Origin of the sequence: Microbacterium sp. (assembly GCF_041909575.1) — a bacterium.
GTDB lineage: Bacteria > Actinomycetota > Actinomycetes > Actinomycetales > Microbacteriaceae > Microbacterium.
In genome coordinates this window covers 1-16,903 of the sequence record NZ_JAYRDE010000065.1, presented here as the reverse complement: position 1 = coordinate 16,903, position 16,903 = coordinate 1, and the positions used below count along the sequence as shown (strand labels likewise).

General features: G+C 71.4%; 17 protein-coding genes and 1 pseudogene. 12 read left to right on the top strand and 6 right to left on the bottom strand.

The annotated features are described in order from the left end of the window. A pseudogene (locus tag ACE3O1_RS10165) lies at nucleotides 1–968 on the top strand (hypothetical protein); the annotation flags it as partial. A 4-nt stretch (nucleotides 969–972) separates the two neighbouring features. On the opposite strand, the gene ACE3O1_RS10160 reads toward ACE3O1_RS10165, so the two are convergent. Continuing rightward, a complete protein-coding gene (locus tag ACE3O1_RS10160) occupies nucleotides 973–1,365 on the bottom strand; it encodes a phage holin family protein (protein WP_374314910.1) in 393 nt (130 codons plus the stop codon). Between the two features lie 109 nt (nucleotides 1,366–1,474). Between ACE3O1_RS10160 and hisC the strand changes: the two genes are divergently transcribed. From hisC to ACE3O1_RS10135, 5 genes are all read left to right on the top strand, one after another. After that, nucleotides 1,475–2,596, top strand: a complete 1,122-nt coding sequence (gene hisC, locus ACE3O1_RS10155; protein ID WP_374314909.1) for a histidinol-phosphate transaminase — start codon at nucleotides 1,475–1,477, stop codon at nucleotides 2,594–2,596. Continuing rightward, complete coding sequence (locus ACE3O1_RS10150) at nucleotides 2,593–3,720, top strand: thiamine pyrophosphate-dependent dehydrogenase E1 component subunit alpha (RefSeq protein WP_374314908.1); 1,128 nt, start codon at nucleotides 2,593–2,595, stop codon at nucleotides 3,718–3,720. Before hisC ends, ACE3O1_RS10150 begins: the two co-directional genes overlap by 4 nt. A gap of 59 nt (nucleotides 3,721–3,779) precedes the next feature. After that, nucleotides 3,780–4,745 (top strand): alpha-ketoacid dehydrogenase subunit beta, encoded by a 966-nt coding sequence (locus ACE3O1_RS10145; RefSeq protein WP_374314911.1) that lies wholly within the window; start codon nucleotides 3,780–3,782, stop codon nucleotides 4,743–4,745. Nucleotides 4,746–4,758: 13 nt separating this feature from the next. Next, entirely contained in the window at nucleotides 4,759–6,126 is a 1,368-nt protein-coding gene (locus ACE3O1_RS10140; protein WP_374314907.1) for a dihydrolipoamide acetyltransferase family protein, read from the top strand. Between the two features lie 254 nt (nucleotides 6,127–6,380). Continuing rightward, nucleotides 6,381–7,595: an MFS transporter gene (locus tag ACE3O1_RS10135; protein ID WP_374314906.1), complete on the top strand. Its 1,215-nt coding sequence runs from the start codon at nucleotides 6,381–6,383 to the stop codon at nucleotides 7,593–7,595. A gap of 60 nt (nucleotides 7,596–7,655) precedes the next feature. Here the strand turns inward: ACE3O1_RS10135 and ACE3O1_RS10130 are convergent, their stop codons facing one another. From ACE3O1_RS10130 to ACE3O1_RS10115, 4 genes are read right to left on the bottom strand one after another with little or no spacing between them, the layout of a single operon-like run. After that, a complete protein-coding gene (locus ACE3O1_RS10130) occupies nucleotides 7,656–8,570 on the bottom strand; it encodes an ABC transporter substrate-binding protein (protein WP_374314904.1) in 915 nt (304 codons plus the stop codon). A 32-nt stretch (nucleotides 8,571–8,602) separates the two neighbouring features. Continuing rightward, nucleotides 8,603–9,334, bottom strand: coding sequence for an ABC transporter permease (locus ACE3O1_RS10125; RefSeq protein WP_374314903.1), 732 nt, complete (start codon nucleotides 9,332–9,334; stop codon nucleotides 8,603–8,605). Next, complete coding sequence (locus tag ACE3O1_RS10120; protein WP_374314902.1) at nucleotides 9,331–10,005, bottom strand: ABC transporter permease; 675 nt, start codon at nucleotides 10,003–10,005, stop codon at nucleotides 9,331–9,333. Before ACE3O1_RS10120 ends, ACE3O1_RS10125 begins: the two co-directional genes overlap by 4 nt. Continuing rightward, nucleotides 10,002–10,826, bottom strand: coding sequence for an ABC transporter ATP-binding protein (locus ACE3O1_RS10115; RefSeq protein ID WP_374314901.1), 825 nt, complete (start codon nucleotides 10,824–10,826; stop codon nucleotides 10,002–10,004). The genes ACE3O1_RS10120 and ACE3O1_RS10115 overlap by 4 nt, the downstream gene beginning before the upstream one ends. Nucleotides 10,827–10,985: 159 nt before the next feature. Between ACE3O1_RS10115 and ACE3O1_RS10110 the strand changes: the two genes are divergently transcribed. Then, a complete protein-coding gene (locus ACE3O1_RS10110) occupies nucleotides 10,986–12,404 on the top strand; it encodes an NAD(P)/FAD-dependent oxidoreductase (protein WP_374314900.1) in 1,419 nt (472 codons plus the stop codon). Between the two features lie 15 nt (nucleotides 12,405–12,419). Here ACE3O1_RS10110 and ACE3O1_RS10105 read toward each other — a convergent pair whose 3' ends face one another. After that, nucleotides 12,420–13,022 carry a flavodoxin family protein gene (locus ACE3O1_RS10105; RefSeq protein WP_374314899.1) on the bottom strand — a complete coding sequence of 201 codons (603 nt, stop codon included), beginning with the start codon at nucleotides 13,020–13,022 and terminating at the stop codon, nucleotides 12,420–12,422. Nucleotides 13,023–13,130: 108 nt separating this feature from the next. Between ACE3O1_RS10105 and ACE3O1_RS10100 the strand changes: the two genes are divergently transcribed. From ACE3O1_RS10100 to ACE3O1_RS10080, 5 genes are all read left to right on the top strand, one after another. Next, nucleotides 13,131–13,628 carry a DUF427 domain-containing protein gene (locus ACE3O1_RS10100; protein ID WP_374314898.1) on the top strand — a complete coding sequence of 166 codons (498 nt, stop codon included), beginning with the start codon at nucleotides 13,131–13,133 and terminating at the stop codon, nucleotides 13,626–13,628. Nucleotides 13,629–13,830: 202 nt separating this feature from the next. After that, nucleotides 13,831–14,838 (top strand): metal ABC transporter solute-binding protein, Zn/Mn family, encoded by a 1,008-nt coding sequence (locus ACE3O1_RS10095; RefSeq protein ID WP_374314897.1) that lies wholly within the window; start codon nucleotides 13,831–13,833, stop codon nucleotides 14,836–14,838. Beyond that, a complete protein-coding gene (locus ACE3O1_RS10090) occupies nucleotides 14,835–15,653 on the top strand; it encodes a metal ABC transporter ATP-binding protein (RefSeq protein ID WP_374314896.1) in 819 nt (272 codons plus the stop codon). The genes ACE3O1_RS10095 and ACE3O1_RS10090 overlap by 4 nt, the downstream gene beginning before the upstream one ends. After that, entirely contained in the window at nucleotides 15,650–16,519 is an 870-nt protein-coding gene (locus ACE3O1_RS10085) for a metal ABC transporter permease (protein WP_374314895.1), read from the top strand. Before ACE3O1_RS10090 ends, ACE3O1_RS10085 begins: the two co-directional genes overlap by 4 nt. Nucleotides 16,520–16,563: 44 nt before the next feature. Then, the coding region (locus ACE3O1_RS10080; RefSeq protein WP_374314894.1) for a Fur family transcriptional regulator at nucleotides 16,564–16,903 on the top strand (340 nt) is incomplete at its 3' end.

The following is a 16,903-nucleotide window of genomic DNA, read 5'->3' as shown; positions in this document are numbered from 1 at the left end:
ATCCCGAAGCGTTCGCGGCTTCCGTGGGCGCCGAGCTCGAGCGCCACGTCATGTGGCCGTCCGATCTCGGGCGTCAGGCGACGGAGCTGGGCTATGCCGTGGGCGACCTCATCGGGTTCCCGGCCGCCGTCGTGGCGGGCGTGGCCCTCGGCGGGCTCGCGCTGGGCGGCGGGTCGCTGGCGGGCGCCGCAGGCCCGGGAAGGATCTCCGCGGACGCGCGGCTCACCGGGCGCGGTCAGCCGGTGAGCCTGACGCCGGTCGCGCCGCTCGCGACGGCGACGCCCGCCCCGACCAGCCTCCAGTCCGCTGCTCAGCGCATGCCCGGCGCCGGAGCGTCGCGTGTGCGCGTCGAGCGGTACACGATGGCCGACGGCTCGCGCCAGTTCGCGGTGTATGTCGCGGGGATGCAGTCGGCCGCCGTCGGCGGCGACGAGCCATGGGACAACCGCTCCAACGCCGAGCTGTTCGCCGGCCGGGCGTCGGCCTCGTACGAGGCGACGGAGTCCGCGCTCGCGGCGGCGGGCGCGCGTCCCGGCGACGTCGTGCACGCCTTCGGCCACTCCCAGGGCGCGATGATCACGGCGCACGTCGCTCTCGAGGCCGGCTACGACACCCGCACGCTCGTGTCGTTCGGGTCGCCCGTCGAGGCCGAGCTCGGCCCGGGGACGCTGAGCGTCGGCGTGCGCCACACCGACGATCCGGTCGTCGCGCTGGCCGGCGGCGGGCACATCGCGCCGGTGGGCGCTCCGGGCGGCTTCGTGGTCGAGCGCGAGTTCGACCCGGCATCGGGCGTGCAGGACGTGACGCTGCCGGCGCATCCGATGAGCGCGTACGCCCAGACGGCCGCGCTGGTCGACGCCTCCTCCGATCCGCGGGTCGACGGTCTGCGTGCGGTGTTCGACGACCTGTCCGGCGCCGTCGAGGTCGACGTCGTCGAGTACGCCGCAACGCGAGGCGGGGGCGGCTGAGGTGTCAGTCCTTGCTCTTCGGGCGGAGGATGATGCCGAAGATCCAGTTGATCAGCGAGATGATGATCGCCGCGACGAGGCCGAGCCAGAAGTCCTCGACCCGCAGGCCCCAGCTCCAGAAGCTCGTGATCCATGCCGTCAGCCACAGCAGGAACGCGTTGATGAGCAGCCCGATGAGCCCGAGCGTGAGGATGTAGAGCGGGAAGGCGAGCACCTTGATCACGGTGCCGATGAGCGTGTTCACGAGCGCGAAGATCGCCGCGACAGCCAGCAGCGTCAGCACGAGCTGGAGCGTTTGGCCCGGCGGGAACGGGATGATCGAGACCTGCAGCGCGGTGATCAGGGTCACGACCCAGATCGCGAACGCGTTGACGACGACGCGGATGAGGAATCCCATGGTCCGCAGTCTGGCACGCCGCTGCGCCCGGTGCGAGGACGACGGGGCGTGTGTTCGGACGTCCACGCATCCTCCCGCGCGCCGCCGCGCCGCTCGTAGACTCGGCAGGGTGACCGACGCCAGTGACATCCCCATCCGCGTCCGACCCGAGATCGCCGCGCTGCCCCCCTACAAGCAGGGGCGCCAGGCCGGGGCCGACGCGTTCAAGCTGTCGAGCAACGAGAATCCGTTCGATCCGCTTCCCGGCGTCGTCGATGCGCTGCGAGCCGCCACGTCTGTGAACCGCTATCCGGATGCCTCGGCGACCCGCCTGCGCACGCGCCTGGCCGAGCGCTACGCCGTCGCCGTCGACGACGTCCACGTCGGGGCCGGCAGCGTGTCGATCCTGGCCCAGCTGGTGCAGGCCACGTGCGCCCCCGGCGACGAGGTCATCTACGCCTGGCGGTCGTTCGAGGCCTATCCGTGGCTCGCCGTCGTGGCCGGCGCGACGGCGGTCCAGGTGCCGCTCACCCGCGACGCCCGTCACGACCTGCCCGCCATGGCCGCAGCCGTCACGGACCGTACGCGGGTCGTCATCGTCTGCAGCCCGAACAACCCGACGGGGCCGGTCGTCACACAGGACGAGTTCGACGCGTTCGCCGCCGCGATCCCCGCCGACGTCCTCATCGTGCTCGACGAGGCCTACTCCGAATTCGTCACCGACCCCGCAGCCGTCGACGGGACGCGCGTCCTCTCGGCGGCCCGACACCCGAACGTCGTCGTGCTGCGCACGTTCTCGAAGGCGTTCGGGCTCGCGGGGCTCCGCGTCGGCTTCGCGATCGGCCACTCCCGCATCCTCGACGCGGCGCGCAGCACCACCATCCCGCTGTCGGTCACGGCTCAGGCCGAGGAGGCCGCCCTCGCGAGCCTCGACGCCGAAGCGGAGCTGCTCGAGCGGGTCCGGGCGATCGCCGAGCGACGGGATCGGGTCGCGGCCGGGCTTCGAGAGGCTGGATGGCGCGTCCCCGACGCCCAGGGCAACTTCGTGTGGCTGCCCGCCCACGACGAGACGCTCGCCGTCGCGCAGGCGTTCGACGAGGGCGGCCTGATCGTCCGCCCGTTCGCCGGCGACGGCATCCGAATCTCCATCGGCGAAGAGGAGTCCGTCGAGAAGGTTCTCGCGATCGCGGCATCCGTCGCCCGCACCCTTCCCGCCGGTCATCCCGGCGCCCTGGCCGGAGGCGACCGATGACCGCGCCCGAAGACACCGTCGTCCGCTTCCTCGAGGCCGACGGCTCGTCCGCCCCCCCGGCCCCCGCGGACCCCTCCCGCGCGGCCCTCGACCGCCTCTCCGACACCGAGCTCGAAGGCTTCTACCGCGACATGGCGGTGATCCGCGCGTTCGACGTGCAGGCGACGAACTTGCAGCGCCAGGGCCAGCTCGCCCTGTGGCCGCCGAGCTTCGGCCAGGAGGCGGCGCAGGTCGGGTCCGCGCGTGCGGCCCGTGCCCAGGACCACCTCTTCCCCTCCTACCGCGAGCACGTCGTCACGAAGATCCGCGGGGTCGATCCGCTCGACATCATCCGGCTCATGCGGGGCCTCACGCACGGCGGCTGGGATCCGACCGATCCGAAGAACGGCAACACGCACATCTACACGCTCGTGCTCGGCGCGCAGACGCTGCACGCCACGGGGCTGGCGATGGGACTCGTGTTCGACGGGCGCTGCGGCACCGGCGACCCCGAGCGCGACGAGGCCGTCATCGTCTACTACGGCGACGGCGCGTCCAGCCAGGGCGACGTGCACGAGGCGATGGTCTTCGCGGCGAGCTACAACACCCCCGAGGTGTTCTTCCTCCAGAACAACCAGTGGGCGATCTCGGTTCCCGTCGCCACGCAGTCGCGCGCGCCGCTGTACAGGCGCGGCGAGGGATACGGGATGCCCAGCATCCCCGTCGACGGCAACGACGTCATCGCGAGCTGGGCGGTCACCAAGGCCGCGCTCGACGAGGCGCGATCCGGCCGCGGGCCTCGCGCGATCGAGGCGATGACCTACCGCATGGGCGCGCACACCACGAGCGACGACCCCACGAAGTACCGCACCTCCGACGAGGAGGAGTCCTGGCGCCGCCGCGACCCCATCGCCCGGATGGAGGCGTTCCTGCGCGCGAAGGGCGCCTCCGACGCGTTCTTCTCCGACGTCGAGGCCGAATCCCGCGCCCTCGCCGATGACGTGCGCACCCGCACGAACGCCCTCGGCGGGCTCGAGGCCGACACGATGTTCGCGCACGCCTACTCCGAGCAGCATCCGCTCGTCGACGAGCAGCGGCGCTGGTTCGCCGAGTACGAGGCATCCTTCGAAGGAGGCGCAGCGTGAGCAGCTCCACCACCACCGTTCCGACGACGGCGGGCGAGGCATCCGTCGCGCCCGTCACCATGCCGATCAGCCGCGCGCTCAACGCGGGCCTGCGGGCCGCGCTCGCCGCGGACGACCACGTGCTGCTCATGGGCGAGGACATCGGCAAGCTCGGCGGCGTCTTCCGGGTGACCGAGGGACTGCAGGCCGAGTTCGGCGAGCGGCGGGTGCTCGACACCCCGCTGGCGGAGTCCGGCATCGTCGGAACGGCGATCGGCCTGACGATGGCGGGCTTCCGCCCCGTCATCGAGATCCAGTTCGACGGGTTCGTCTTCCCGGCCTTCGACCAGATCACCGCGCAGCTGGCGAAGTTCACGAACCGCCACGAGGGGGCGCTGCAGATGCCCGTCGTGATCCGCATCCCCTACGGCGGCCACATCGGCGCGGTCGAGCATCACCAGGAGAGCCCCGAGGCCTACTTCACGCACACGCCGGGCCTGCGCGTCGTGAGCCCCTCGACGGCCAACGATGCGTACTGGATGATCCAGGACGCCATCGCCTCGCCCGACCCGGTGATCTTCCTGGAGCCCAAGAGCAAGTACTGGCAGAAGGGCGAGGTCGACACGTCGGCCCGCGCGCTGCCGCTCCACGCGAGCCGCATCGTGCGCCGCGGCACCGACGTCACCCTCGTCGGTCACGGCGCGATGGTCACGACCCTTCTGCAGGCGGCAGCGCTCGCCGAGTCCGAGGGAACCAGCTGCGAGGTCGTCGACGTGCGCTCGCTGTCGCCGATCGACTACGGGCCCATCCTCGACTCCGTCCGTCGCACCGGCCGCATGGTCTACGCGCAGGAGGCCCCCGGCTTCACGAGCCTCGGCAGCGAAGTGGCCGCGACCGTCATGGAGAGGGCGTTCTACGCCCTCGAGGCGCCCGTGCTGCGGGTGTCGGGCTTCGACCTCCCCTTCCCGCCGGCGAAGCTCGAGGGCGCCTTCCTGCCTGACGCCGACCGCATCCTCGAGGCCGTCGACCGCGCTCTCGCGTACTGACCAAGGAGACCCCATGAGCACGCAGACGTTCGTCCTGCCCGATGTGGGCGAGGGGCTCACCGAGGCCGAGATCGTGTCGTGGCACGTCGCGCCCGGTGACGCCGTCGCGGTCAACGACGTCCTCGTCGAGATCGAGACCGCCAAGTCCCTCGTCGAACTGCCCTCGCCGTTCGCCGGAACCGTCGGCGATCTGCTGGCCGCCGAGGGCGACACCGTGAACGTCGGCGCGCCGATCATCACGATCGCGTCGAAGTCGGATGCCGCAGGCCCCGCCACCGTCGGACAGTCCGAGCACGGCGCACCCGCCGAGCCCGCACCCGCTGCGGCCGAGGGAGACGGCGCGGTTCTCGTCGGCTACGGCACCGGCGGCGAGGTCAAGTCGCGTCGGCGCAAGCCCGCCCCCACCTCGCAGGAGCGTGTCGGGGCCTCGGTCGGCGTCGTCGCGAAGCCGCCGATCCGCAAGCTCGCCCGCGACCTCGGGGTGGACCTCGCCAGCGTCGCCCCGACGGGCCCCGCCGGCGAGGTCACGCGCGAGGATGTGGTCAAGCACGCCTCGCAGGCGAGCGTGTTCCGCAACATCGAGACGCCCGAGTGGGGCGACGTGCGCGAGAAGACCATCCCGGTCGCGCCCGGTGGGGCTGCGGCATCCGTCCCGGCACCGGCGGTCGCGACCGGCGATGCGCGCGAAGAGACGATCGCCGTGAAGGGCGTGCGCAAGGCCACGTCGTCCGCGATGGTGCAGTCGGCGTACTCGGCCCCGCACGTGACGGTGTGGACCGACGTGGACGCCACGCGCACCATGGAGCTCGTCAAGCGACTGAAGGCCTCGCCGGACTTCGCCGACACCAAGGTCTCGCCGCTGCTCATCATGGCGCGTGCCGTGATCTGGGCGGCCCGGCGGACGCCGATGGTGAACGCCGCGTGGGTCGATGCCGAGGGCGGCGCCGAGATCCGGGTGCGTCGCTACGTGAACCTCGGGATCGCCGCGGCGACCCCCCGTGGCCTCCTGGTGCCGAACATCAAGGACGCGCAGGACCTGTCGATGCGCGAGCTCGCCCGCGCGCTCGAGAAGCTCACGCTCACCGCGCGCGAGGGCCGGACGACACCCGCCGACCAGCAGCACGGCACCATCACGATCACGAACATCGGGGTCTTCGGAATGGATGCCGGTACCCCGATCATCAACCCCGGCGAGGCCGGGATCGTCGCCCTCGGCACGATCCGGCAGAAGCCGTGGGTGGTCGACGGCGAGGTCAGGCCGCGCTGGGTGACGACCGTGGCCGGCTCGTTCGACCACCGCGTCGTCGACGGCGACGGGATGTCGCGCTTCATCGCCGACGTCGCCTCGATCCTCGAGGAGCCGGCGCTGCTCCTGGACTGACGTCGGGGCGGGTCGGCCTGAACGCCGGCGCGGCGGGCCTGCCGGCGTGGACGTTTCGGGCCCCGTTCGGCCCGAAGTCGTGGGATCTGAGGAGTTCGTGCGCCGGGCACCGGCGAGCGGGGGTGAGGCGCCGCCGCGGCCCGACGTCCGTGGACGGGCGTAGCATTCGGGGGAAAAGAAGCGGAGTCGCCATTTCGAGATCGCCTGCCTCGCTGCCCACGCCGCGCCGCGTCCAGGGCACGTACTACACGCTCATGCTCGGCAACACGCTGGCGGCATCCTTCATCTGGGGCATCAACACGCTGTTCCTGCTGGACGCGGGGCTCACGAACTTCGAGGCCTTCTCGGCCAACGCCTTCTTCACCGCCGGGATGCTGATCTTCGAGATCCCGACCGGTGTCGTCGCCGACACGCTCGGCCGGCGGGCGTCGTACCTGCTCGGGACGATCACCCTGGCCGTGACGACGGTCATGTACTGGCTGCTGTGGGTCTGGCAGTCGCCGTTCTGGGCCTGGGCGATCGTGTCGGTGCTGCTCGGCCTCGGCTTCACGTTCTTCTCGGGAGCGGTGGATGCCTGGCTCGTCGACGCCCTGCAGGCGACCCGCTACCAGGGCAGCCTCGAGACGGTCTTCGGACGGGCGCAGATCGTCGGAGGCGTCGCGATGCTGTCCGGCTCAGTGCTCGGCGGCGTCCTCGCTCAGGCGACGAACCTCGGCGTGCCCTTTCTGGTCAGGGGCGCCATCCTGGTGGCGATGTTCATCGTCGCGGCGCTGCTCATGCGCGACCTCGGCTTCACTCCTGACCGCAGCGAGGGCCCGCTCCGCGCGACGCGCACCGTGCTCCGCGCGTCGGTGCGCTACGGCCTCGGCAATCCGCCGGTGCGGTGGCTCATGCTCGCGAGCCCGTTCATCGCCGGCGTCGGCATCTACGTGTTCTATGCGCTGCAGCCCTACCTGCTGGAACTGTGGGGCGACGAGCAGGCGTACACCGTGGCGGGACTCGCGGCGGCGCTGGTGTCGGGGGCGTCGATCGTCGGAGGGGCGCTGGCGCCGTGGGTGCGACGGCTGTTCCGCCGACGCACCTCGACCCTCCTGCTGTCGGCGATCGTGAGTGTGCTCGTGCTGATCGGGCTGGGCCTCGTGCAGAACTTCTGGTTCGCGGTGTTCCTCGTCGCGCTGTGGGGTGTCGCGTCGGCGATCGACGACCCGGTGCACCGCGCCTACCTCAACGACATGATCCCGTCCAAGCAGCGGGCGACGGTGCTCTCCTTCGACTCGCTGATGGGGTCGGGTGGCGGCGTCGTCTTCCAGCCGGCGCTGGGACGGGTTGCGGATGTCGGAGGCTACGGCGCCTCGCTGCTCTGGAGCGGCGTGATCTCGGCCGCGGCCGTGCCGTTCATCCTGCTCAGCCGGGGGCAGCGCCCGCCGGCCGACACGGCACGCGAGGTCACCTCCGAGACTCCCGCCTAGGAGGGAGGGCCCGCCGGGCCGGCGGCCGATGCGACTGCCGGCCCGACTGGCTGCCGTGGATCAGTCCAGGCCGTTCTCGGCCAGCCACGCGGCGGCGATGTCGTCGGACGACATCTGGTCGACCGTCGACTGCACGTTCAGGGCGACGAGCCCCTCGGGCGTCAGGGCGGCGCTCACGGCGTTGATGACGTCCGCGATCTCGTCGGCGATGTCGGCACTCACGACAGGGACGACGTTGGAGGCGAGGAAGAGACCCTCGGGGTCCTCGAGCGTGACGAGGTCCTGGGTCTCGATCAGCGGGTCGGCGCTGTACACGTTGGCGACCTGGATGTTGCCGGCCACCAGCTCGTCGACGGTCGTGTCGCCGGTCGCATTGAAGGCGACATCGACGCCGTAGACCTCTTTCAGCCCGGTGGGTCCGTACGGGCGCTCTTCGAGCTCGGGCGCGCCGCCCAGCACCAGGCCGTCGATGCCGGCGAGGTCGCCGATGGACACCAGGTCGTTCTCCGCCGCGAAGTCGGCGGTGACGTTGTAGGAGTCCTGGTCGGTGGCCGGCGACTGCTCGAGAACGGCAAGGCCCTCGGGCAGCGCCTCCTGCAGCGCGGCGTAGACGTCGTCGGGCGTGGTCGCCGTCGCCTCGGGGTCGAAGAACTGCAGCAGATTGCCGGAGTACTCCGGGAACAGGTCGATCGACCCGTCCTCGATCGACGGCATGTACGCGTCGCGCTGACCGATGCTGAAGTTGCGCTCGACCTCGAAGCCGGCGCCCTCGAGCGCCTGCGCGTAGATCTCGGCGATGATCTCGTTCGAGTAGTACGCCTGCGAGCCGATGACGATCGTCGAGGAGCCGCCCGGCTCTTCGGATCCGCCGTCGTCGCCCGTGATCGGGTCGGCCGACGCGCAGCCCGCGAGGGCGAGTGCGGCGATCGTGGTCGCGCCGAGGGCCAGCGCGAGCCGGGTGCTTGCTGTGGACATGGTGGGGAACCTCCGGTTGTGGTGGTGGTGGGTCAGGCGGGTGAGCTCGCGACGGCGCGCGTGCGCACCCCGGGAGAACGCTGCGGGGAATCCGTCCTCGCCCGCACGCCGCGCGGCACGACCACGCGCTGCAGCAGCGCGAAGATCGCGTCGAGGAGGAGGGCGAGGGCGATCACGACGATCGAGGCTCCGAGGATCTGCGGGAAGTCCCGCAGCGGGATGCCCTGGATGATGTAGTAGCCGAGTCCGCCGAGTCCGACGTAGGCCGCGATCGTGACGGTGGCCACGACCTGCAGTGTCGCCTGCCGCAAGCCGCCGATCAGGAGCGGGAGGCCGAGGGGAACCTCGATCTTCCACAGCACCTGCCAGGGCGTCATCCCCATCGCGCGGCCCGCGTCGACGACGGTCCGGTCGATCGCCTCGAAGCCCGCGTAGGCCCCGGCGAGGATCGACGGGATGGCGAGGATCACGAACGACGCGACCGCAGCCTCGGTCTTGAGCGAGACGCCGAGCAGCAGGTAGAGCAGCACGATGAGCCCGAGCGAGGGCAGGGCGCGGGCGGCGCCCGACAGCGACACCGCGAACTCGCGGCCGCGGCCCGTGTGCCCGATGGCCCAGCCGGCGGGGATGGCGATCAGCGCGGCGATCAGCACCGAGCCGAACGTGAACGCGAGATGCTGCGCGATGGCCGTGGGCAGCGGCAGGCTGCCGGTCAGCCGCTCGGGCGAGAAGATCCAGGCGAACGCCTCGAGGAAGTAGTTCACACCGTCACCGCCCGCAGGGCGCGCTCACGGCGGGATGGTCGCCGCCGGTTCCACGGCATGAGGACCCGGCCCGCCGCGATGAGGAGCAGATCGATCAGCACGGCGATCACGACCACGGCGATCACACCCGCGAGGACCTCGGGGATGATGCGGCGCTGCGAGCCGTTGGTGAAGAGATAGCCGAGGTTCTGGACGCCGATGAGGATGCCGACGGTCGCGAGCGAGATGGTCGACGAGGCCGTCACCCGCAGGCCGGCGAGCAGGACGGGACCCGCCAGCGGGAAGTCGACGGTCCAGAAGCGCCGCCACGACCCGAACCCGACGGCCACCGCCGCCTCGCGCGTGACCGGATCGACCGACGCCAGGCCGTCGGTGACCGAGCGGGTCATGATGGCGACCGCGTAGATGGTGAGCGCGACGATGAGGTTCAGCTCGGAGAGGAGAGGGATGCCGAACGCGGCCGCGAGCACGGCGAACAGGCCGAGCGAGGGGATCGTGTAGAGCAGACCCACGGTGGCGAGCGTCGGCCCCCGCAGGCCGGTGTAGCGGAACGCGGCCCAGCCGATGGGGATCGCGATCACGAAGCCGAGCACGATCGCGATCAGGCTCTGCCGGAGGTGTTCGACCGACAGCCCCCAGATCAGGTCGAGGTTGTCGAGCACCCAGTTCACGGCGGGTCCTCCACGAGCACCCCCTGCGTGCGGCCGGCGGAGTCGACCACCACGACACCGTTCGCGGTCTCCTTGCGGCGCAGCGACCGGGTGCCCTTCTCGGCGCCGATGAAGCTCGCGACGAAATCGCTCGCGGGATTCTCGGTGATCTCGTCGGGGGTGCCGACCTGCGCGATCTTCGCGCCCTTCTGCAGGATCACGACCTGGTCGCCGAGGAGGAAGGCCTCGTCGATGTCGTGCGTGACGAACACGATGGTCTTGTCGAGGTCGCGCTGAAGGCGCAGCGTCTCGGTCTGCAGCTCTTTGCGGACGATCGGGTCGACCGCGCCGAAGGGCTCGTCCATCAGCAGGATGTTGGGGTCGACGGCCAGCGCCCGGGCGACGCCCACGCGCTGCTGCTGTCCACCGGAGAGCTGACCGGGGTAGCGCGCGGCGAGCGCTCGGTCGAGTCCGACCACGTCCATGAGCTCGAGCGCGCGCTCACGGGCGACCTTGCGCGCGACGCCGGAGAGAACCGGGACCGTCGCGATGTTGTCGGCCACGGTGAAGTGCGGCAGGAGCCCGGCGTTCTGCAGCACGTAGCCGATCCCGCGGCGGAGCGCGACCGGGTTGCGCCCCGCGATCGGCTCGTCGTCGATGGTGATCTCTCCGCCGGTCGGCTCGACCAGCCGATTGATCATGCGCAGGAGCGTCGTCTTGCCACAGCCGGAGGACCCGACGAGGACGGTGATCCGGTGGGCGGGGATGACCAGGCTGAAGTCGTCGACCGCCAGCGTGCCGTCGGCGAAGCGCTTGCTGACGGATCGGAACTCGATCGCCATACTGTCCTTTCGGCGGGCCTCCCAGCCTTCCACAGCCCACGGACATCGGGGTCGAGTGCGCGACATATTGACCGCGGGCGGGAGGTGTGCATTCTTCGACGCCGCCGAGGGAACGGATTGCCGGCCCCGACGTCGTGAGGCGCCGATACCGTGGGAGGCATGGCAACTCGGGAGTATGACCTCGTGGTGATCGGTGCCGGTCCGGTAGGAGAGAACGTCGCCGACAGGGCGAAGCAGGGCGGCCTCTCCGTCGCGATCGTCGAGAGCGAGCTCGTCGGCGGCGAGTGCTCGTACTGGGCGTGCATGCCGTCCAAGACGCTGCTGCGCAGTGGCGCGGTGCTGCGGGCCGCTCGCGATGTCGACGGCGCGCGACAGGCCGTGACCGGCACGGTCGATGTGGCGGCCGCGCTGCGGCGACGCGACGCGATCGTGCACGAGTGGGACGACACCTCCCAGGTCGACTGGCTCCGCGGAGCGGGCATCGACCTCGTGCGCGGGCACGGCCGCCTCACCGGCGAGCGCGAGGTCACCGTGACCGGCCCCGACGACGAGACGGTCGTCCTGATCGCCCGGCACGCCGTGGCCGTGTCGACGGGATCGGCGGCCCTCCTCCCCGACATCGAGGGACTGAAGGATGCCGCCCCCTGGACGAGCCGTGACGCGACCGGCGTGCGAGAGGTCCCGTCGTCGCTCGCGATCCTGGGCGGCGGAGTCGTCGGCAGCGAGATGGCGACCCTGTTCGCGTCGTTCGGGTGCGCGGTCACGCTCATCGCGCGCTCGGGACTGCTCGGGGCGATGGAGCCGTTCGCGGGCGAAGCGGTCGTCGAGGCGCTGCGGGAGGCCGGTGCCGTCGTACGCACCGGCATCGATGTCGAGTCGGTCTCGCGCGAGGCCGAGGGTGACGTCGTGCTGACGCTGTCGGACGGATCGGAGGTGCGTGCGGCCGAGGTGCTCGTCGCCACGGGGCGCGTGCCCCGCACCGGTGACGTGGGCCTCGAGAGCATCGGACTCGAGCCCGGGTCGTGGCTCGAGGTCGACGACACCCTTCGCGTGCGCGGCTTCGACTGGCTGTACGCGGTCGGCGACGTCACCCATCGCGCCCTCCTCACGCATCAGGGCAAGTACCAGGCGCGGGCTGCCGGCGACGTCATCGCCGCCCGCGCGCTGGGCGACGACGTCGACGACGCGCCCTGGGGCCGTCACGTCGCCACCGCCGACCACTCCGCCGTGCCCCAGGTGACCTTCACCGATCCCGAGATCGCGTCGGTCGGCCACACCGAGGCGTCGGCGAAGGCGGCCGGGCTCGGCATCCGGGTCGTCGACTACGACCTGTCGTGGATCTCGGGCGCGAGCACCCACGCCGATCACTACCGGGGCCGTGCCCGCGCGATCTTCGACGAGCACAGGCGGGTGCTCGTCGGTGCGACGTTCGTCGGCCCCGACGTGGCCGAGCTCCTGCACTCGGCCACGATCGCCGTCGTCGGCGAGGTGCCGGTCGACCGCCTGTGGCACGCGGTGCCCGCATATCCGACCGTCAGCGAGGTGTGGCTCCGCTGGCTCGAGGAGTTCGGCCGGTAGCCGGGGGGCCCGGCGTCAGGGAGCCGGGTAAGGCTGGTCGGACAGCACCTTCGCGAGGTGCGCGGCGTGGCGGGCGAGAGTCGTCGTGGTGCTCGCGACGGCCTCGGGAGTCTCGTCGAGGTCGTTGTAGTCGGTCGTGTGCATCGCCTCGCCGTTCCAGTACACGCCGCCCATGGACGGGATGCTGAACCCCACATCGCCCAGACCCTGGTAGGCGTCCGCGATGATCGCGTGCGCGCCGTCCTCGTTCCCGACGACGGCGACCACCGCGACCTTTCCCGCGAGGATCGGCCGGCCCTCGGCATCCGTCTCCGACAGATGCGCGTCGAGCCGTTCGAGCACGCGCTGCGCCACGCTCGACATGTGTCCCATCCAGGTCGGCGTCGCGAAGACGAGGATGTCGGCGGCGAGCACCTTGTCGCGGATGCCGGGCCACTCGTCCCCGTCGCCCATGTCGGCCTCGACTCCGGGCTTCACGTCGAAGTCCACGACGCGCACCATCTCGCCGCGCACGTCGTACGGAGCGAGGGCGTCGAGCACCTGCTGCCCGAGGAGCTCGGAGCTGGATGCCGCGGGCGACGGCTTGAGCGTGCAGTTGAGCGCGATCGCGTGGAGCATGGGTCCCCTTCCGTTCCCGGCAGGCTAGGCGCGCGGGACGCGGGCCCGGCAGGGGCTTGACACCCTCGCGGCGGCCCTCGGCGCGTGAGGGCGGCTTACGCTGAAACGGTGAGACGACCCACCCCAGATCCCACGGCTCCCGGCCAGGAGTCCGTGTGGGACTACCCCCGGCCGCCGCGCGTCGAGCGCATCGCGAGCCACGTGGTGATCCGCCTCGGCGGTGAGGCCGTAGTCGACACCGACGATGTCGTGCGCGTGCTCGAGACGAGTCATCCGCCGGTCTACTACCTGCCGATCGCCGCGTTCACCGAAGGGGCGCTCGCCGACGCGGCGGGGAGCTCGTTCTGCGAGTTCAAGGGATCCGCCCGCTACTTCGACGTGCGCGGCGGCGGGGTCACCGCGCCGAGGGCTGCGTGGTACTACCCGAGCCCGTCCCCCGGATTCGAGGAGCTGACCGGCCGCGTCGCGGTGTACGCGCGACCCATGGACGTCTGCGAAGTCGACGGCGAGGCCGTCACCCCGCAGCCCGGGGAGTTCTACGGCGGCTGGATCACCTCGGCGGTGGCGGGGCCGTTCAAGGGCACTCCAGGCTCGTTCGGCTGGTAGCGCGGTCGACCCGTTCGGCCCGGCGCGGCATCCCGTTCGCCCGACTCCCGGCGCATAACTCCTGCACTTTCCCTCCGTGGCTCGGCGTGTCGCGCCTCGACGGGCGCTTTCGGCTCGGAAGTGCAGGAGTTATGCGCCGTGGCGGCTCAGGCCGACGCGTCGCCGATTTGAGAACGATTATCAATAGCGTTACGGTGGGGGCATGAGCTCGATCCGACGTTCCCTTCCCGTGCTCGGCCTGGCCGCGGCATCCGCCCTCGTCCTTGCAGGATGTGCGAGCGGCAGCGCGGCGGGAGGCGAGGGCGACAGCGGGCTGTCCGTCGTCGCGTCGACGAACGTCTACGGGCAGATCGCCGAGCAGATCGGCGGCGATCTCGTGCAGGTGACGTCGCTCGTCACGAACGAGTCGCAGGACCCGCACTCGTTCGAGCCGTCCGCCCGCGATCAGCTCGTGGTCGCCGATGCCGATCTCGTGATCGAGAACGGCGGCGGGTACGACGCGTTCATCGACGCGCTCATCGACTCGAGCGGCAGCGAGGCCCCGGTCGTCACGGCCGTCGAGCACTCGCACGACTGGCCGGAGAACGAAGGCCACGACGCCGAGTCCGGCGAGGACGCCGACCACGCCGACGAGTCCGACCACTCCGACGAAGCCGACGACGACCACGGCCACGACCACGTCGAGGGCTTCAACGAGCACGTCTGGTACGACCCGCACACGGTCGTCCACGTCGCCGAGGCCGTCGCCGTGGAGCTCGCGGAGCTCGACCCGGACAACGCCGACACGTACACCGCCAACGCCGAGGAGTTCGCCGGCGAGATCGAGGCGCTCGAGGCGAGCCTCGCCGAGCTCGATGGCGCGCACGGCGGCGCCGAGGTGTTCGCGACAGAGCCCGTTCCGGGCTACCTCGTCGCGGCCGCCGGGCTCTCCGACATCACTCCGGATGCCTTCAGCGAGGCCGTCGAGGAGGGGCAGGACGTGGCGCCGGCCACCCTGCTGGAATCGCTCGAGCTGATCGAGAGCGGGGATGTGCGCGTCGTCATCACGAACACCCAGACCGCGGGCGCCGAGACCGCGCAGATCATCGCCGAGGCCGAGGCCCGCGGCATCCCCACCGTGGCGTTCTCGGAGACGGTCCCCGAGGGGGAGACTTACATCTCGTGGATGCAGGCCAACATCGCGGCGCTGACGGAGGTGCTGGACGCGTGAGCACCCCGCCTCCCGCCCTCGAGATCCGCGACGCCTCGCTGCGCCGCGGTGACCGGGAGCTGTGGTCGGGCCTCGACCTCGCGGTCAGCCCGGGCGAGCTCGTCGCCGTGCTCGGACCGAGCGGCTCGGGCAAGACCACGCTGCTGCGCGCGATCCTCGGGCTCGAGCCGCTGAGCGGCGGGTCGATCTCGGTGCTCGGCGAGCCCGTCCGATCCCGCGGGAACCGTCGCGTCGGCTACCTCCCGCAGTCCCGGCCGCTGCCGCCCGACACGGCACTGCGCGGACGCGACCTCGTGACCCTCGGGGTCTCGGGCCATCGCTTCGGCCTGCCGTTCCCGCGCCGCGGCGACGGAGCCCGCGTCGACGCGCTCATCGACGCGGTCGGCGCCCGCGACTTCGCCGACCGCCCCGTCGGCCAGCTCTCCGGCGGTGAGCAGCAGCGGCTGCGCGCCGGCCAGGCCCTCGCGGACGAGCCCGGCCTGCTGCTGTGCGACGAGCCGCTCACGAGCCTGGACCTCGCCAACCAGCAGGCCGTCATCGGCCTCATCGACCGGCACCGCCGCGAGAAGGATGCCGCGGTCCTGCTCGTCACGCACGACATCAACCCGGTCCTCGGCAAGGTCGACCGCATCCTCTATCTCGCGAACGGCCGGTTCACGCTCGGCACGCCCGACGAGGTGCTCACCTCGAAGACGCTCACCGACCTGTACGGCGCGCCCGTCTTCGTGCTCCGTGCGGGTGATCGGCTGGTGGTCGTCGGCGCCCCGGATGCCGAGGCATCCCACCACCATCACCACGACGAGGACCACGCATGAACTGGGACGACGTCTGGGATGCCATGTTCGGCGGCCTGCCGGTGTACGGCGACATCCTCGCGCTCGTGTCGAACTCAGTGTGGGCAGGCGCCGTGCTCGGGCTCGTGGGCGGACTCATCGGCGTGCTCGTGATGCAGCGCGACATGGCGTTCGCGGTGCACGGGATCAGCGAGCTGTCGTTCGCCGGGGCCGCCGCCGCGCTCCTGATCGGGTGGGACGTGGTGACCGGGTCGATCGTGGGGTCGCTCATCGCCGCGGCGATCATCGGCTGGCGCGGCGCCCGCGCCCGCGACCGCAATTCCATCATCGGCGTGCTCATGCCGTTCGGGCTGGGGCTCGGCATCCTGTTCCTGTCGCTGTACGACGGGCGCAGCGCCAACCGCTTCAGCCTCCTCACCGGCCAGATCGTGTCGGTGCAGTCCGATCAGCTCGGCTGGCTCATGGTGATCAGCGCCGTTGTGCTGCTCGGCCTCCTCGCGATCTGGCGGCCGCTGCGATTCGACTCGCTCGATCCGCAGTCCGCTGCCGCGCGCGGGGTGCCCACGACGGCCGTGTCCCTCGGCTTCATGCTCCTGCTCGGCCTGATCGTCGCCGTCGCCGTCCACATCATCGGAGCCCTGCTCGTGATGGCGCTGCTGGTCACGCCGGCGGCGGCGGCCATGCGGATCGCGACGGGACCGCTGTCGGTGCCGGTGCTCGCGGCGGTGTTCGGGTTCGTGTCGGCGGTGGGCGGCATCCTGCTCGCGATCATGGGCACCCTTCCGGTGAGCCCCTACATCACGACCATCTCGTTCGCGATCTACCTCGTCTGCCGGGTCATCGGATCCCGGCGCGGCCGGGTGACCCCCGAGCACGCGCACGCATGACCGCGCCCGGGAGACGTCCAGGGCCCGCCGGTAGACTCCCGGTCATGGCCCAGCGCAACACGTGGCAGCGCGAGCGCGTGCGCGAGGCGCTTTCCGACGCCCGCGGCTTCGTGAGCGCCCAGTCGCTTCACGCGACCCTGCGCGACGAGAACACCGGGATCGGCCTGGCCACCGTGTACCGCGCGCTCGCCGGCCTGGCCGCGCAGGGCGACGCCGACTCGCTGCAGAGCCCCGAGGGCGAGGCGCTCTACCGCGCCTGCACCAGCACCGGCCACCACCACCACCTGATCTGCCGCAGCTGCGGGCTCACCGTCGAGATCGAGGCGTCGGATGTCGAGCAGTGGGCGCGCCGGACGGCTCAGAGCCACGGCTTCCGCGACGCCG

Bases quoted from the DNA above. Each gene is read 5' to 3' on its own strand.
- ACE3O1_RS10140 (WP_374314907.1), top strand. From the start codon at position 4,759: ATGAGCACGCAGACGTTCGTCCTGCCCGATGTGGGCGAGGGGCTCACC.
- ACE3O1_RS10145 (WP_374314911.1), top strand. From the start codon at position 3,780: ATGCCGATCAGCCGCGCGCTCAACGCGGGCCTGCGGGCCGCGCTCGCC.
- ACE3O1_RS10135 (WP_374314906.1), top strand. From the start codon at position 6,381: ATGCTCGGCAACACGCTGGCGGCATCCTTCATCTGGGGCATCAACACG.
- ACE3O1_RS10110 (WP_374314900.1), top strand. From the start codon at position 10,986: ATGGCAACTCGGGAGTATGACCTCGTGGTGATCGGTGCCGGTCCGGTA.
- ACE3O1_RS10130 (WP_374314904.1), bottom strand. From the start codon at position 8,570: ATGTCCACAGCAAGCACCCGGCTCGCGCTGGCCCTCGGCGCGACCACG.
- ACE3O1_RS10160 (WP_374314910.1), bottom strand. From the start codon at position 1,365: ATGGGATTCCTCATCCGCGTCGTCGTCAACGCGTTCGCGATCTGGGTC.
- ACE3O1_RS10115 (WP_374314901.1), bottom strand. From the start codon at position 10,826: ATGGCGATCGAGTTCCGATCCGTCAGCAAGCGCTTCGCCGACGGCACG.
- ACE3O1_RS10095 (WP_374314897.1), top strand. From the start codon at position 13,831: ATGAGCTCGATCCGACGTTCCCTTCCCGTGCTCGGCCTGGCCGCGGCA.
- ACE3O1_RS10150 (WP_374314908.1), top strand. From the start codon at position 2,593: ATGACCGCGCCCGAAGACACCGTCGTCCGCTTCCTCGAGGCCGACGGC.
- ACE3O1_RS10105 (WP_374314899.1), bottom strand. From the start codon at position 13,022: ATGCTCCACGCGATCGCGCTCAACTGCACGCTCAAGCCGTCGCCCGCG.
- ACE3O1_RS10085 (WP_374314895.1), top strand. From the start codon at position 15,650: ATGAACTGGGACGACGTCTGGGATGCCATGTTCGGCGGCCTGCCGGTG.